This window comes from Leifsonia shinshuensis (assembly GCF_013410375.1).
Classification (GTDB): Bacteria; Actinomycetota; Actinomycetes; order Actinomycetales; family Microbacteriaceae; genus Leifsonia; species Leifsonia shinshuensis.
In genome coordinates this window covers 1,908,432-1,923,735 of record NZ_JACCFL010000001.1, presented here as the reverse complement: position 1 = coordinate 1,923,735, position 15,304 = coordinate 1,908,432, and the positions used below count along the sequence as shown (strand labels likewise).

Genomic DNA, 15,304 nt, shown 5'->3' with positions numbered 1-15,304 from the left:
CAGCGCGCCACGTCAGTGGGCCTGCGGAGGCAGGGCGGCGATGATCGGGTGGTCCTTGGCGATCACGCCCACCTTGGCCGCGCCGCCGGGCGAGCCGACGTCGTCGAAGAACTCGACGTTGGCCTTGTAGTAGTCGGCCCACTCCTCGGGGAGGTCGTCCTCGTAGTAGATCGCCTCGACCGGGCAGACCGGCTCGCAGGCGCCGCAGTCGACGCATTCGTCGGGGTGTATGTACAGCGATCGCTCGCCCTCGTAGATGCAGTCGACGGGGCATTCGTCGATGCAGGCGCGGTCTTTCACATCGACGCACGGGAGGGCGATGACATAGGTCACTGTGGTTCCGGTTCCCTTCGAAACGGCGGCGGGTACTCCCCTAGCTTAGGCCGTCCGGGCGGTGCCCGCCGTGCTCCGCCACAGCCGGGGCCGTGCGGCGGTCCCGGGCCGGCAGGCCGCCGCGGACGTCCGGCCAGGCGACGACGATCGCGGCGATCAGGATCGGGCCGACGAGCCAGACCACGCCCATCGGGTTGTTCGGGATCAGCACCGAGCCGCCGGGGCTCTGCTGGGTGAACAGCAGGATGACGGCGATGGTCCCGAGCGCGGCGCAGAGCGCGGGCCAGCGGGAGTCGCCGAGCAGGCGCAATCCGACCAGGAGAGCCGTGAAGCAGAGCAGCGAGGCGACCAGCCCGAGCGGGATGTCGACGCCGCCCCAGTCGACCGTGATCTGGTGCGCGATCGTCCCGATCCCGCCGATCACCGCTCCCGCGACGACCAGCAGGATGGCGTTGACGATCCGGCTCAGCATGCTCGAATCCTAGCTGGACACATCGGCCGGAGGTGTTCTAGAGTCGAGCAGGTAAGGTTAGCCTTACCAACATCCCACCCCTCCAGCCGAAGGTCCTCTGTGCTCGCGAACTACCTGATCGGCCTCCGCGAAGGCCTCGAAATGGCGCTCATCGTCACCATCCTCGTCGCCTACGTGGTCAAGGTCGGACGGCGGGACGTCCTCTCGAAGCTCTGGGTGGGCGTCGGCATCGCGCTGATCGTGCCGCTCGGGATCGGGGCGCTGCTCACCTGGGGCCCCTACGGCCTCAGCTTCGAGGCGCAGGAGATCGTCGGCGGCACACTCTCGCTCATCGCGGTCGGCTTCGTCACCTGGATGATCTTCTGGATGGGCAGGACCGCCCGCAGCATGAAGTCCACCCTCCAGAACCGGCTCGACTCCGTGCTCGTCGGCGCCGGCTGGGGCGTCGTGATCCTCGCCATGCTGAGCGTGGGCCGCGAGGGCATCGAGACCGCGCTCTTCGTCTGGGCCACCGTCGCCAGCATCGGCGGCGGCTGGGAGCCGGTCATCGGCGCCGTCCTGGGCCTGGTCACGGCGGCGGTCCTCGGCTTCCTGCTCTACCGCGGCATGCTTAAGATCAACCTCGGGTCGTTCTTCACCTGGACCGGCGCGTTCCTCATCCTGGTCGCGGGTGGCGTGCTCGCCTACGGCATCGGCGACCTGCAGGACGCCGGTGTCCTGCCGGGCTCCGGCGTGCACGCCTACGACATCAGCGGGTTCATCCCGGCGTCGAGCTGGTACGGCACCGCCCTCGCAGGGATCCTCAACTTCAACCCGTCGCCCACCTGGCTGCAGGTCGTGGGCTGGATCGGCTACATCGCGGTCGTGACGTTCTTCTACGTCCGCCAGCACCGCGCCGCGCACGCCCGCCCGGCGGCCGGTCCCGCGCCGAAGCCGTCCGAGGCGGCGCCGTCCACCGCGTCGCACACCGCCGTCCACTCCTGACCTCCGGCCCACTCCGGCCCTCCTCCGCATGCACCAGAGCAGAAAGCGCAGCACCCCCATGCCCCGACCCCGTCACCTCGGTCCGATCGCCGGCTCCCTGGCCGGCGCCGCCGCCGTCGCCCTCGCCCTCACCGGCTGCGTCCCCAACAAGGCGGTCGCCGAGGCGGAGGCCGTCCAGGTGACGCTCACCGACACCTCCTGCACCGTGAAGACCGCGACCGCGCCCGCCGGGCCGATCACCTTCCAGATCACCAACACCGGCAGCGACGTCAACGAGTTCGAGGTGCTCGCCCCGGACAAGCTCCGCATCGCCGGCGAGAAGGAGAACATTGGCCCGGGCACGACCGTCAACTACGTGGTCCAGCTGGCCGAGGGCAGCTACTACACCGCCTGCAAGAAGGGCATGGTCGGCAGCCCGACCTCGCTCGCGCCGTTCACCGTGACCAAAGGCGCGGCCGACGAGAAGTCGCCGAGCGAGAGCAAGCAGGTCGCTCAGGCCGTCGCCAACTACGTCAGCTACGTCAAGGACCAGGCGGGCCAGCTGCTCACGGCGACGCAGACCTTCGCCGCGGCCTACAAGGCCGGGGACGACGCGGCGGCGCGCGCGCAGTACCCCGCGACGCGCACCTACTACGAGCGCATCGAGCCGACGGCCGAGCAGTTCGGCGACATCGACCCGGCCCTCGACCTCCGCGAGGCCGACCTCGAGCAGGGCCAGAACTGGACCGGCTGGCATCGCATCGAGAAGGACCTGTGGGCTCCGGCCGGCTTCACGCCCTCCGACCCCGCCGGCCGCGCGGTGCTCGCCGACCAGCTGGTCGCCGACACCCAGAAGCTGTACGACCTCGTGCACGCGAAGGACTTCACCCTGACCCTCGACCAGATCTCCAACGGCGCCGCGGGGCTCATGGAGGAGGTCTCGCGCACCAAGATCTCCGGCGAGGAGGAGGTCTTCTCGCACACCGACCTGTGGGACTTCCAGGCCAACGTGGAGGGCGCCGACGTCGCCTACGGCAACGTGCGCGCCGTGCTGCTCGAGAAGGGCGCGACCGGGAAGGCCACCGCGAAGAAGCTCGACAGCGAGTTCGCGACCATCGACAAGCTCCTGGCGCAGTACCGCTCCGGCGACGGCTTCGTGAGCTACACCGAGCTCTCCACGGCGCAGGTCAAGGAGCTCTCCGACTCGGTCAACGCCCTGAGCGAGCCGCTCAGCCAGCTCACCTCGATCCTGGTCAAGTAGGACCCGTGACGGAGCAGAACGCCGCGGCGGAGGCCGCCGCAGAGCAGCAGTCGACGCCGGAGAAGGGCGCCGGGCGGTCCGGACTGTCCCGCCGAGGCATGCTCGGCCTCGCCGGAGCCGCCGTGGGCGCCGGCGTGGTCGGCTTCGGCGCGGGAGCGGCCGTCGGCCACGCCGTGGCGTCCTCCGCCACCGGCGCGACCTACCCGTTCTACGGCGCGAACCAGGCCGGCATCGTCACCCCGGTGCAGGACCGCCTGCACTTCGCGGCCTTCGACGTCGCGCAGAGCCTCGACCGCGCGGGCCTGATCGAGCTGCTGCAGGACTGGACGGTCGCCGCCGCCCGGATGACGCAGGGCAGGCCGGCCGGGAAGTACGGGCCGGCCTCGGGCCCCGTCGACGCTCCGCCGGACGACACCGGCGAGGCGCTCGACCTTCCGCCGGGCGGTCTCACCCTGACCTTCGGCTTCGGTCCCACCCTCTTCACCGCCGCCGATGGCACCGACCGGTTCGGGCTCGCCGGCAAGCGGCCCGCAGCGCTGGTCGACCTGCCGCGCTTCCCGGGCGACGCGCTCCTCGACACGCTGACCGGCGGCGACCTGTGCGTGCAGGCCTGCAGCGAGGACCCACAGGTGGCCGTGCACGCGATCCGCAACCTGTCGCGCATCGCGTTCGGGCGGGCGGCCATCCGGTGGTCGCAGCTCGGCTTCGGCCGCACCTCGTCCACCTCCCGCAGCCAGACCACGGCGCGCAACCTCTTCGGCTTCAAGGACGGCACCGCGAACATCAAGGCGGAGGACCCGAAGGTGGTCGACGCCCAGGTCTGGGCGGACGCCGCCGACGGGGCCGCGTGGATGCACGGCGGCTCGTACCTGGTCGCGCGCAAGATCCGCATGGTCATCGAGACCTGGGACCGGCAGCAGCTCGGCGAGCAGGAGCGCATCATCGGCCGCGACAAGGGCGAGGGCGCTCCGCTCTCCGGCGGCACCGAGTTCAGCGACCCGAACTTCCTGGCACTGTCGCCGACCGGCGGCACCAAGATCGACCCGGACGCGCACGTCCGGCTCGCGCACCCCACGATGAACGACGGGGCCCAGCTGCTCCGCCGCGGCTACAACTTCGTGGACGGCAACGACGAGCTCGGCCGGCTCAACGCCGGGCTGTTCTTCATCGCGTTCCAGCGCGACCCGCGCAAGCAGTTCATCCCGATCCAGAACCGGCTCGCCAGGAACGACGCAATGAACGAGTACGTCAAGCACGTCGGCTCCGCGGTGTTCGCGGTCCCGCCGGGCGCGCGCGAGGGATCGTACGTGGGCGCGGGGCTCTTCGCGTAGCGCCCGCACATTCGTCACGAATCGTGGGAAACGCGGCGCGATTCGCGACATTCGTCACGAAGGACCCCCGCAAGGCCCCTCCCACATTCGTCACGAATCGTGGGAAACACGGCGCGATTCGCGACATTCGTCACGAATGTGGCGGCAGCTAGGGCGTCGCGGTCGGCGACGGCGACTCCACGCCGGCGCGCGACACCGAGTAGTTGGCGACCCAGCCGTTGCTGCCGGCGTCGGTGACGACGACGAGGACGCCGTACTGGTCGTTCGCGAACGTGCCGGTCCCGCCGCCGTCCGGTCCCTGCGCGCCGAACTGGCCGCTGAAGCCGGCGTCGGTGAGCTGTTTGGCGATGTCCTGGTACGCCGCGGCGTCCTTCACCTTCACGGTCACGTTCCAGACCGTGCCGCGGCCGCTGCCCACGCTCGCGCCGAACACGACGGCGCCCTTGTAGAGCGGGACCGACGACGGGAAGCCGGACGGGACCTTGTTGCCGCCGAGGTCGACGTTGCCGCCGGTGACGTCCTTCACGACGGTCTGGAAGCTGCAGCCCGCGAGCGCCGGCACGGCCCCCAGCAGGAGGAGGGCCGCGACCGGCAGCGCGACCAGGCGCGAACGTCTCATGAGTCGATTATGCGCGCGGCCGAGTCGATCGGTCAGGCGTCCTGGCGCTTGAGCCGCGCCGCGGCACGGCCGCGGGCGGTCGCGTCGAGCTCGACCTTGCGGATGCGCACGGCCTCCGGGGTGACCTCCACGCACTCGTCCTCGCGGGCGAACTCCAGGCACTCCTCCAGCGTGAGCTGGCGCGAGGGCGTCATCGACTCGAACGTGTCGGCCGTGGAGGAGCGCATGTTGGTGAGCTTCTTCTCCTTGGTGATGTTCACGTCCATGTCGTCGGCGCGCGAGTTCTCGCCGATGACCATGCCCTCGTAGACCTCCTCGGTGGGGTTCACGAAGAAGGTCATGCGCTCCTGCAGCTGGATGATCGCGTACGGCGTGACCACGCCGGAGCGGTCGGCCACGATGGAGCCGTTGCTGCGGGTCACGATGCTGCCGGCCCACTCGTCGTAGCCGTGCGAGATCGCGTTGGCGATGCCGGTGCCGCGGGTGGTGGTCAGGAACTCGGTGCGGAAGCCGATGAGGCCGCGCGACGGGACGATGAACTCCATGCGGACCCAGCCGGTGCCGTGGTTGTGCATGTTCTCCATGCGGCCCTTGCGGGCGGCGAGGAGCTGCGTGATCGCGCCGAGGTGCTCCTCGGGGATGTCGATGGTGAGGTGCTCGTACGGCTCCTGGGTGCGGCCGTCGACCTTGCGGGTGACCACCTGCGGCTTCCCGACGGTCAGCTCGTAGCCCTCGCGGCGCATCTGCTCGACCAGGATGGCCAGCGCCAGCTCGCCGCGGCCCTGCACCTCCCACGCGTCCGGGCGGCCGATGTCGAGGACGCGCAGCGACACGTTGCCGATGAGCTCGCGGTCGAGGCGGTCCTTCACCATGCGGGCGGTCAGCTTGTGGCCCTTCACCTTGCCGACCAGCGGCGAGGTGTTGGTGCCGATCGTCATCGAGATCGCGGGGTCGTCGACGTGGATGGCCGGCAGCGGGCGCACGTCCTCCGGGTCGGCGAGGGTGTCGCCGATCATGATGTCGGCGAAGCCGGCGACGGCGACGATGTCGCCGGGGCCGGCGGACTCGGCCGGGTAGCGGTCCAGTGCCTTCGTCATCAGGAGCTCGGTGACGCGGACGTTGTGGACGTCGCCGTCGTGGCGCACCCAGGCGACCGTCTGGCCCTTCTTGAGCGTGCCGTTGAAGATGCGCAGCAGCGCGAGGCGGCCGAGGAACGGCGAGGCGTCCAGGTTGGTGACGTGCGCCTGCAGCGGGGCCTCGGGGTCGTACGTCGGGGCCGGGATGTGCTCCAGGATGGCCTCGAACAGCGGCTCCAGGTCGTCGTTGTCCGGCAGCTCGCCGTTGGCGGGACGGTTGCGGCTCGCCGCGCCGGCGCGGCCGGACGCGTAGACGACCGGCACGTCGAGCACGGCGTCGAGGTCGAGGTCGGGCACGTCGTCGGCGAGGTCGGACGCGAGGCCGAGCAGCAGGTCCTGGCTCTCCTCCACGACCTCCCCGATGCGGGCGTCGCCGCGGTCGGTCTTGTTGACAGCCAGGATGACCGGGAGCTTCGCCTCCAGCGCCTTGCGCAGCACGAAGCGGGTCTGCGGCAGCGGGCCCTCCGACGCGTCCACGAGCAGGACGACGCCGTCGACCATCGACAGGCCGCGCTCGACCTCGCCGCCGAAGTCGGCGTGGCCGGGGGTGTCGATCACGTTGATCGTGATCGGGCCGTTCGGGGCGTGCGTGCCGTTGTAGGAGATCGCCGTGTTCTTGGCGAGGATCGTGATGCCCTTCTCACGCTCCAGCTCGTTGGAGTCCATGGCACGCTCCTCGACGTGCTCGTGGTCGCCGAACGAGTTGGTCTGCCGCAGCATGGCGTCGACCAGCGTGGTCTTGCCGTGGTCGACGTGGGCCACGATCGCGACGTTGCGCAGATCGTCGCGGTGGGCGACGGCGTTCTCGGACATGCGTGAAGGCTCGACTCTCGTCAGAAAGAAAAAGGGGAACGGTCCATTCTAGCGTGGATCCGTTCCCCTCCTTCCGTCGCGGGACTACAGCCCCTGCGCCACCGGCGGCTCCGGCTCCTGCGGGAGCCCCTCGTTGACCGGCACGACCTCGTCCGAGCCCGCGGCCAGCAGCTCCAGCCGCAGGGCGCGGCGGGCGCGCTGCTGCTCCGGGTCGGGCAGCGGCACCGCGGCGAGGAGGCGCTGCGTGTAGGCCTCCTTCGGGTAGCGGAGGATCTCGTCGCGGGTGCCGACCTCGACCAGGGCGCCGTGGTGCATCACGGCGATGCGGTCGGCGAGCACGTCGATGACGGCCAGGTCGTGGGTGATGAACAGGCACGCGAAGTTCATCTCGCGCTGCAGCTGCTGCATGAGCTCCAGCACGCGCGCCTGCACCGACACGTCGAGCGCGGAGGTCGGCTCGTCGGCGATCAGGACCTGCGGCTTCAGCGACAGCGCGCGGGCGATGCCGACGCGCTGCTTCTGGCCGCCGGAGAGCTCGTGCGGGAAGCGGCTGCGGTAGGCGCGCGGCAGTTCGACGCTGTCGAGGAGGCGGTCGACCTCCTTCGCCAGGCCGGCGCCCTTGAGGCCCTTCGCCAGGCGCAGCGGCTCGCCGATCGAGTCGGCGATCTGCAGGCGCGGGTTCAGCGACGACGACGGGTCCTGGAAGACGATGCCGACGTTGCGGTGCAGCTTGCGGATCTCGTCGCGGCCCGCCTTGCTGATGTCCTGCCCGGCGACCACGAGCTTGCCGGAGTGGATCGGCAGCAGGCCGATCGCGGCGCGGCCGAGCGTGGTCTTGCCCGAGCCGGACTCGCCCACCAGGCCGACGACCTCGCCCTCGTGGATGGCCAGGTCGATGTCGGTCGCGGCGCGGAACGCGGGGACGCGGCCGTGCTTCGGGTACTCGATGGCGACCTTCTCGAAGTCGACGACGACCTTCCGCTTGTCCATCTCCGCCTTCTCGGCAGCCGCGGCGGCGATGCGCTCGTTGACGCGGATGCGCTCGGCGTACTCCTCGTCCGGGTTCTCGGTGCCGGCGGCGAGAGCGGCGGTCGTGTCGATCTCCTCGTCCTCGCGCTGGCCCAGGTGCGGGACGGCGTCGAGCAGAGCGATCGTGTACGGGTGCTGCGGGGCGTCGAAGACCTCCTTGACCGTGCCGGTCTCGACGATGTCGCCCTTGCGCATCACGACGATGTTGTCGGCCAGGTCGGCGACGACGCCCATGTCGTGCGTGATCAGCAGGATCGCGCTGTCGAGGCGGTCGCGCAGGCTGCGGATGAGCTCCAGGATCTCGGCCTGAACCGTCACGTCGAGCGCCGTGGTCGGCTCGTCGGCGATGAGCAGCTTCGGGTCGCAGGAGATCGACTGGGCGATCATCGCGCGCTGGCGCTGGCCGCCGGAGAGCTGGTGCGGGTAGGAGTTGAACGCCTTCACGGGGTCCGGCAGCTCGACCATGTCGAGCAGCTCCAGGGCGCGCTCCTTGGCCTCGTGCGGCGACATCCCGAAGTGGATGCGCAGCGTCTCCACGATCTGGAAGCCGACCGTGTAGACCGGGTTCAGCGCCGTCATCGGCTCCTGGAAGATCACGGCGACCTGGCGTCCGCGCACCCGGCGCATCTGCTGCGGGGTCAGGCCGGTGAGCTCGCGCCCCTCCAGCTTGATCGAGCCCGTGATGCGGGAGTTCTGCGGCAGGAGGTCGAGGATCGCCATCGAGCTCGCGCTCTTGCCGGAGCCGGACTCGCCGACGATGGCGAGCACCTCGCCCGCCTTGATCGAGTAGTTCAGCTTCTTGGCCGCGGGCACCCAGACGTTGTCCACGCCGAAGTCGACGGACAGGTCGGTGACCTCGAGCACGGGGGCGCCGACGACGACCCCGGCCCCACCGGTGGTGTTCTCGGTCATGATTCGTGGTTCCTTTCGGGGGCGCGCTCGAGCGGGGCGGAGACGGTGCGGGATGAGAGCATGGACCCATGCCCTACGTCTCCCCCGCCGAGCGCGAGGTTTTCGTGTCCCGGTTCAACCGGGTCCTTGCCGTTGTGATCTGGGCGGCCGCTGCCGCCCTCATCATCGGCCTGCTGGTGAGCGTGCACGATGCGCGCCTGCTCTACGTCGTGCCGTGCGCGCTGTTCGCGTTCATCGGCTGGGCGGTGCTCTGGCGTCCGCTCCTCACGGTCGGCGACGACGGCATCGAGGTGATCAATGTCACCCGCACCATCGACATCCCGTGGCAGGCGCTCATCCATGTCGACACCAAGTACGCGCTGACCCTCTACACCCCTGGACGCAAGTTCCCGGTGTGGTCCGCGCCCGCTCCCGGCACGGCGCGCACGCTGCGCGCCACCCGCCAGGAGACCAGGGGCCGGGTGGGCAAGCCGAACGTCGCGGACAGCGTGCGCCGCCCGGGCGACCTGCTCAACACCGAGTCCGGCGCCGCGGCCGAGGTGGTCCGCAGGCGCTGGGCCCAGCTGCAGCAGAGCGGCGCGATCGACAGCGGCCGCGCGGACGAGACGCCCGTGACGGTGCGCTGGCACATCGTGTCGCTGGCCGCGCTGACCGTTCTCGCGGTCGGCACGGTCGCCGCCCTGCTGGCGGCCTGAGGAGGCCGCCGGCAGCGCAGCGCGGGCGGATGTCACAGCACGTCCTCCGCGAGGGCAGCGCCCGTGCGGGGTCCGTTGAAGCCGTCCTCGCCGGGCTCCGGCTCCTCCTCGCGCATCTTGCGGAGGTTGAACCGGCGGTGCCGCGGGTCGAACGCGTCGCGCAGACCGTCGCCGACGAAGTTGACCAGCAGGGCGAGCGTCACGATGAACGCGCCCGGCCACCAGAACAGCCACGGACGGGTCTGGAACGCCGACTCGTTCGAGCTGATCAGGAGGCCCAGCGAGACGTCCGGCGGCCGGATGCCGAAGCCGAGGAACGACAGCGCGGTCTCGAGCAGGATGGCCGAGGCCATGATCAGCGTCGAGGACACGATGACGACGCCGATGGCGTTCGGCAGGATGTGCTTGAAGATGATCCGCATGTCCGACGCGCCGGCCACGCGGGCCGCCTCCACGAACTCGCGTTCGCGCAGTGACAGGAACTCGCCTCGTACCAGACGGGCGATGCCCATCCAGGAGAAGAAGCCCAGCATCAGGGCGAGGAAGAACGCGCCGAGACCGCCGAACATGTGACCGACGACCGAGCCGATCACCAGCGCGGGGATCACGATGAAGACGTCGGTGATGCGCATCAGGATCGCGTCGACGATGCCGCGGAAGTAGCCGGCGATGGCGCCGACGACGACACCGACGACGCTGGCGATCAGGCCGAGCACGACCATCACGAGCACCGAGTTCTGGATGCCGCGCATGGTGAGCGCGAAGTAGTCCTTGCCGATGCGGTCCTGGCCGAACGGGTGCTCGGCGCTCGGGGCGCCCTGGTTGATCTGGTCGTTCAGCGACTTGTAGTCGTACTTCCACCAGCCGTGGATCGGGCCGATGCCGATCGCGGAGATGGAGAACAGCACGATCAGGATGAACAGGATCGCGCTGGCGACGGCGACCTTGTTGGACAGGAAGCGCTTCCAGATCAGCTTCCCCTGGCTGACGGGCGGGGAGCTCGGCTCCTGCAGCTCGTCGGCGATCATGGGCTCAGTGGTGGTCATCAGCGGACCCTCACTCTCGGGTCGAGTGCGGCGTAGGCCAGGTCCGCCAGGAAGTTGAACAGGATGGCCATGACCGCGATGATCACGAAGTACGCCATGACCGGGTTCAGGTCGCCGCGGAACAGGCCCGCGTAGAACAGCGAACCCATGCCGGGGATGGCGAAGACCTTCTCCGTGATGATGGCGCCACCGAGTAGGGCGCCCACGTCGAACGCCACCAGCGTCGTGATCGGGATGAGCATGTTGCGGAAGGCGTGCCGCACGACGACGGTGCGCTCCGGGAGGCCCTTGGCCCGCGCCGTGCGGATGAAGTCCTGGTTGAGGACCTCGAGCATGCCGGCCCGCGAGTAGCGGGTGTACGACGCGAACGAGATCAGCAGCAGCGCGATGGTCGGCAGGAACAGGTGCGTGAACGTGTCGAGGCCGGTCACCCACATGTCGCCCGTCAGGCCGGGGGTGGACGAGCCGACGGTCGCGATCGGGCGGCCGTTGGTGTCCTGGAAGTACGCCGGCCAGGCCTGCATGAAGCGGTCGACGATGATCAGGAAGCCGGAGACGACCGTGACGATGACGGCGACGCGCATGTTCTGGCCGCGGTCGTAGCCGCCGACGAGCCAGCCGATGAGCAGGCTGACACCGATCGCGACGATCGCGAGGATGACGATCGTGGCCGGCGTCGAGATGTCGAACAGCCACTGCAGCCCGAAGTAGCAGACCAGCGACACGGCGCCCGCGATGCTCGCGGAGATCAGCGCGCGGCGGCTCTGCAGGCCGGCGGTGAGCGCCGTGGCCCCGATGACGGTGGCCGCGATCAGGATGATCATCACGACGGGGCCGAGACCCGGGTGCAGGAACCAGTTGGTCGCGCTCATCAGCAGCAGCACGCCCGCGGTCGCGACGCCGGAGACGGCGAACGTGATCGCCCTCCTGCGCATGTCTCCGCCGATGAGGGACTGCCAGATGAGTCCGGCCACCAACCCGATCAGCGCCGCGATCCACCAGGGGATCGTCGGGTTCGCCAGGAAGTTGTTGAAGCCGATGGCCACGAACTCCTTGAGGAGCACGGCCACGAGGAACGCCGGGAGGGAGTACAGGAAGAAGCTGAGGAACGTGACGACGTTGTCGAGTCCGCTGTACTGCCGCAGGGCGGTCACGATGCCGATGGTGACACCGAGGAGGATCGCGAGGATGAGGGCGACCGTGACCAGCTGAACGGTCGAGGTGAGCGCCTGCGGGAGGATGTCCACCACCTTCGCGTTCGAGATGGTCGATCCCAGGTCGCACGAGTTCGCGAACGGGATGAGGCACTTCGCCGCGCCGCCGAGCCAGAGCAGCCACCGCAGGGGCGGGGCCACGTCGAGCTGCAGCAGCTGGATGCGCGCGTTGATGAGCGCGGTCTTGTTGGGGGAATTGCTGCTTCGCAGGTCCTGGAGCGGGTCGGCGCTGTACGCGACCAGCATGTACATCAGGAACGAAGCGGCGATGATGATGAGCACTGAGACAAGAAGGCGTCTCAGGATGAAACTCGCCATAGGTTCAAAACCTTCACTGACAGGGCGCGCCGTTACGGGTGGCGGCGAGGTGCTCGCCTGGCGCGATTTCGAGGGGACGGCCGGATCACGACCGCCGACTACATGATAACGGGGCGCCGACTCGAAGCCGACGCCCCGTCGCAGCGGAGTGCCCGGGGGTCACCCGGGCACTCTCACTGTCGAGCGTTACTTCGCGGTCGAGGACTTGACGGTCCACTCCCAGAAGTTCCAGAACGGGCCGTTCTGGTTGCCCATGTACTTCACGCCGTCGACGCGGGCGTTGGCACCGAAGACACCCGGCAGCTGGAACAGCGGCAGACCGTAGCCCTGCGAGAAGGCGGTCTTGTCGATGTTCATCTCGAGCGAGGTGAGCTTGCTGGTGTCGAGCGTCGTCTGGGTGGCCAGAGCGTCGTCGTTCGCCGCCGAGAAGCGGTTGTAGTTGCCGCCACCGGTGGTGGTGAACAGCTGCGGGATCTGCGAGGTGCCGGCGCCCGGGCTGATCCAGCCGAAGAGCGACGCGTCGTAGTTACCGCCCGGGAGGAGCTTGCTCCAGTCCGGCGAGCCGGCGTCGACGACCTTGAAGCCGGCCTTGGACGCGGACGCCTGGATGGCCTGGAACTCGTCGACACGGTTCGGGTTGTTCGTGTTGTACAGGATGCGGACGGTCGGGGTCGCACCGGCGAGCAGCGACTTGGCGCCCGCGATGTCCACCTTGTCGTACGCGCTGGAGCCGTTGTTCTTGACCGTGTCGCCGTACATCGGCTGCTGGTTCGGCAGCCAGATCTGCGAGTTCAGGACCTTGGCCTTCGGGTTCACCGGGGTGACGATCGAGTCGAGGATCTGCTGACGCGGGATCGTCTTCAGGAACGCCTCACGGACCTTCGGGTCCGCGAAGACCTGCGAACCGAAGTTCAGGTCGAGGTGGTCGTACGACGCCTGGTCGCCGGTCAGGACCTTCGCGCTGGTCTTCTTGAGAGCTGCCAGCGTGTCGGCCGAGGCCTGCGGGTTGATGATGTCGACCTCACCGTTCTGGAGAGCGGTGACCTGGGCGTTCGCGTCCGGGATGATGCGGAACACGATCTTGTCCACGGACGGCTTGAGGCCGCCGGCGTAGTACTTGTTCTGCGTCATGGTGAGCGACTGGCCCGGGGTCCACGACGACACGACGAACGGGCCGGAGGAGACCAGCAGGTCGGGGTCGGTCGGGAACGCGGTGACGTCGTAACCGGTGTTGACGAACTTGGCCGCCTTCTCCAGCGTCGCGTTCGGGGCGACCGGGGCGTCCGGGTTGCCCTTCGGCAGCGTCTTCAGCAGGTTGGTCAGGTCGGCGGCCGAGGACAGGCCCGCCTTCTTGGCCACGATGTGCGCCGGCTGCGCGATCGGGTTGACGAGCTCCCAGTCCACGTACGGCGTGGCGTACTTCAGGGTGATCGACGTGTTGTTGTCGCCCACGGTCGGGAAGTCGGTCGAGTCGACACCCGCGGTCGAGCCCGCGATCTGGAAGTACTGGGTGCCGCTGGTCACGTTGCCCTGGTTGTCGAACTTCGCGGAGTCGTAGTGACCGGAGGCGATCGCCCAGGCGAGGATCATGTCGTCAGCGGTGACGGGCTGGCCGTCGGACCACTTGTCGTTCTTGTTCAGGGTGTACTTGACCGTCAGCGGGTTGTCCGAGAGCTTCTCGAACTTGCCGAACGTGTTGTCGTGGACGATCTTGTAGTTGTTGTCGATGTACTGGAAGCCAGTACCGTACGACCCGTCCAGGTAGCCGACCTGGCCGTTGGTGTCCAGGTTGCCCTGCGGGGTCTGCGAGTTGAACGAGGTGAAGTCGTTCACGACAGCGACCGTCACGGTGCCGCCCTTGGCCGCGGACGAGGTCCCCGTGCTGCCGGTCGTGGTGCAGGCAGACAGCGCGAGCGCTGCAACGCCGGCGACGGCGACGGCGCTGACCGCGTACCTGACCTTTCTTCCCTTGATGTGCAATGTTCCTCCTGTGCGAAGTGTGCGGTAGCACGGGCGTGCGAGAGCCCCGTACCCCGCGGGATAAGAATGACCCTAGGTACCGTGGAGGGTGAATGCAAAATGGGGCTGGAAAACGTTACACAGTGGTAACTCAGTCGGTGAATTGTTGCGTGGACGCCGCGAAATCGGTGGTCTTGGAGCGTGAAACGCAAGAAACCGCGCGGTTCCGCCGGTCGGTGCGTGCAAATCCCGGCTGTGTGTGCACAGCCCGGACCCCGGGCCGGCCTGGCAGGATGCACATATGAGCACAGAAGCCGTCCGGACGGGTCGAACCACGCCCGTTCCACCCACCTGGACCGGCGAGACCCCGGTCGCGCGCGAGGAGCGTCCCCGGCTGTGGTGGGAGGTCGCGATCGTCCTCGGCCTGTCCCTCGGGCAGTCCGCCGTCTACTCCATCGTCACGATCATCGACCGCTCCACGCAGAGCACTCCCCTGGCGAAGCAGACCGCGCAGGTGAACCCATCGCAGTCCAGCCGGGAGGTCTTCGACTTCCTCTACCAGTTCCTCGGCAACGCGTTCCCGCTGTTCGCGGTGGCGCTGGTGATCTTCCTGCTCTGGCAGCCGGGCCGGACGGGGTTCCGCCGGATCGGGTTCGACCTCAGCCGGCCGGGGCGCGACCTCGGCGGCGGCCTGCTGCTCTTCCTCGTGATCGGCGTGCCCGGCATCCTGTTCTACGCCCTCGGGCGGGTGCTCGGGCTGACCGTGCAGGTGCAGGCGTCCCCGCTCGACACGCACTGGTGGACGGTGCCGATCCTGATCTTCGCCGCGCTGCGGGCCGGCCTCCAGGAGGAGGTGATCGTGGTCGGCTATCTGTTCACCCGGCTGCGGCAGCTGGGCTGGGGGAAGTGGACGATCATCGTCGCCGCCGCGCTCCTCCGCGGCAGCTACCACCTCTACCAGGGCTTCGGGCCGTTCGTCGGCAACGCGATCATGGGCGTCGTCTTCGGCTGGTGCTACACCCGCTGGGGCCGGGTCATGCCGCTGGTCGTGGCGCACGTCGTCATCGACATCGTCTCCTTCGTCGGCTATCCCCTCGCCGTCGCCCTCTGGCCCCACATCTTCGGCTAGACGCAAACCGCCGAGTACGCAGATTGTCTGCGTACTCGGCGGTTCTCAGCGGATTATTCGCGTACTCGACTGGT

At 68.9% G+C, this 15,304-nt stretch carries 13 protein-coding genes; 5 read left to right on the top strand and 8 right to left on the bottom strand.

Annotation, left to right across the window (positions count from 1 at the left end):
• Window positions 1-12: 12 nt before the first annotated feature.
• Window positions 13-333: a ferredoxin gene (fdxA, locus tag HNR13_RS09400; RefSeq protein WP_179605510.1), complete on the bottom strand. Its 321-nt coding sequence runs from the start codon at window positions 331-333 to the stop codon at window positions 13-15.
• 40 nt (window positions 334-373) lie between these two features.
• Complete coding sequence (locus tag HNR13_RS09395) at window positions 374-805, bottom strand: hypothetical protein (RefSeq protein WP_179605509.1); 432 nt, start codon at window positions 803-805, stop codon at window positions 374-376.
• 99 nt (window positions 806-904) lie between these two features.
• On the opposite strand from HNR13_RS09395, the gene efeU reads away from it, so the two are divergent.
• The 3 genes from efeU to efeB all read left to right on the top strand — a co-directional run bounded on the left by efeU (window position 905) and on the right by efeB (window position 4,360).
• Window positions 905-1,789 (top strand): iron uptake transporter permease EfeU, encoded by an 885-nt coding sequence (gene efeU, locus HNR13_RS09390; RefSeq protein ID WP_179605508.1) that lies wholly within the window; start codon window positions 905-907, stop codon window positions 1,787-1,789.
• Window positions 1,790-1,847: 58 nt separating this feature from the next.
• Window positions 1,848-3,029, top strand: a complete 1,182-nt coding sequence (gene efeO, locus HNR13_RS09385; RefSeq protein WP_179605507.1) for an iron uptake system protein EfeO — start codon at window positions 1,848-1,850, stop codon at window positions 3,027-3,029.
• An 83-nt stretch (window positions 3,030-3,112) separates the two neighbouring features.
• Entirely contained in the window at window positions 3,113-4,360 is a 1,248-nt protein-coding gene (gene efeB, locus HNR13_RS09380; RefSeq protein WP_179609297.1) for an iron uptake transporter deferrochelatase/peroxidase subunit, read from the top strand.
• A 148-nt stretch (window positions 4,361-4,508) separates the two neighbouring features.
• Here the strand turns inward: efeB and HNR13_RS09375 are convergent, their stop codons facing one another.
• The 3 genes from HNR13_RS09375 to HNR13_RS09365 all read right to left on the bottom strand — a co-directional run bounded on the left by HNR13_RS09375 (window position 4,509) and on the right by HNR13_RS09365 (window position 8,869).
• Window positions 4,509-4,979 (bottom strand): hypothetical protein, encoded by a 471-nt coding sequence (locus HNR13_RS09375; protein ID WP_179605506.1) that lies wholly within the window; start codon window positions 4,977-4,979, stop codon window positions 4,509-4,511.
• A gap of 32 nt (window positions 4,980-5,011) precedes the next feature.
• Complete coding sequence (gene typA / locus HNR13_RS09370) at window positions 5,012-6,928, bottom strand: translational GTPase TypA (protein WP_179605505.1); 1,917 nt, start codon at window positions 6,926-6,928, stop codon at window positions 5,012-5,014.
• 84 nt (window positions 6,929-7,012) lie between these two features.
• Complete coding sequence (locus HNR13_RS09365) at window positions 7,013-8,869, bottom strand: dipeptide ABC transporter ATP-binding protein (RefSeq protein ID WP_179605504.1); 1,857 nt, start codon at window positions 8,867-8,869, stop codon at window positions 7,013-7,015.
• A gap of 68 nt (window positions 8,870-8,937) precedes the next feature.
• Here HNR13_RS09365 and HNR13_RS09360 point away from each other — a divergent pair, with 68 nt between their 5' ends.
• Window positions 8,938-9,564 (top strand): PH domain-containing protein, encoded by a 627-nt coding sequence (locus HNR13_RS09360; protein ID WP_179605503.1) that lies wholly within the window; start codon window positions 8,938-8,940, stop codon window positions 9,562-9,564.
• 32 nt (window positions 9,565-9,596) lie between these two features.
• Here the strand turns inward: HNR13_RS09360 and HNR13_RS09355 are convergent, their stop codons facing one another.
• From HNR13_RS09355 to HNR13_RS09345, 3 genes are all read right to left on the bottom strand, one after another.
• Complete coding sequence (locus HNR13_RS09355) at window positions 9,597-10,610, bottom strand: ABC transporter permease (protein ID WP_179605502.1); 1,014 nt, start codon at window positions 10,608-10,610, stop codon at window positions 9,597-9,599.
• On the bottom strand, window positions 10,610-12,142 hold the full coding sequence (locus HNR13_RS09350) for an ABC transporter permease (protein WP_179605501.1): 1,533 nt from the start codon (window positions 12,140-12,142) through the stop codon (window positions 10,610-10,612). The genes HNR13_RS09355 and HNR13_RS09350 overlap by 1 nt, the downstream gene beginning before the upstream one ends.
• Window positions 12,143-12,328: 186 nt before the next feature.
• Window positions 12,329-14,122 carry an ABC transporter family substrate-binding protein gene (locus HNR13_RS09345; RefSeq protein WP_179605500.1) on the bottom strand — a complete coding sequence of 598 codons (1,794 nt, stop codon included), beginning with the start codon at window positions 14,120-14,122 and terminating at the stop codon, window positions 12,329-12,331.
• A gap of 280 nt (window positions 14,123-14,402) precedes the next feature.
• Here HNR13_RS09345 and HNR13_RS09340 point away from each other — a divergent pair, with 280 nt between their 5' ends.
• Complete coding sequence (locus HNR13_RS09340; RefSeq protein ID WP_179605499.1) at window positions 14,403-15,230, top strand: CPBP family intramembrane glutamic endopeptidase; 828 nt, start codon at window positions 14,403-14,405, stop codon at window positions 15,228-15,230.
• Window positions 15,231-15,304 lie beyond the last annotated feature (74 nt).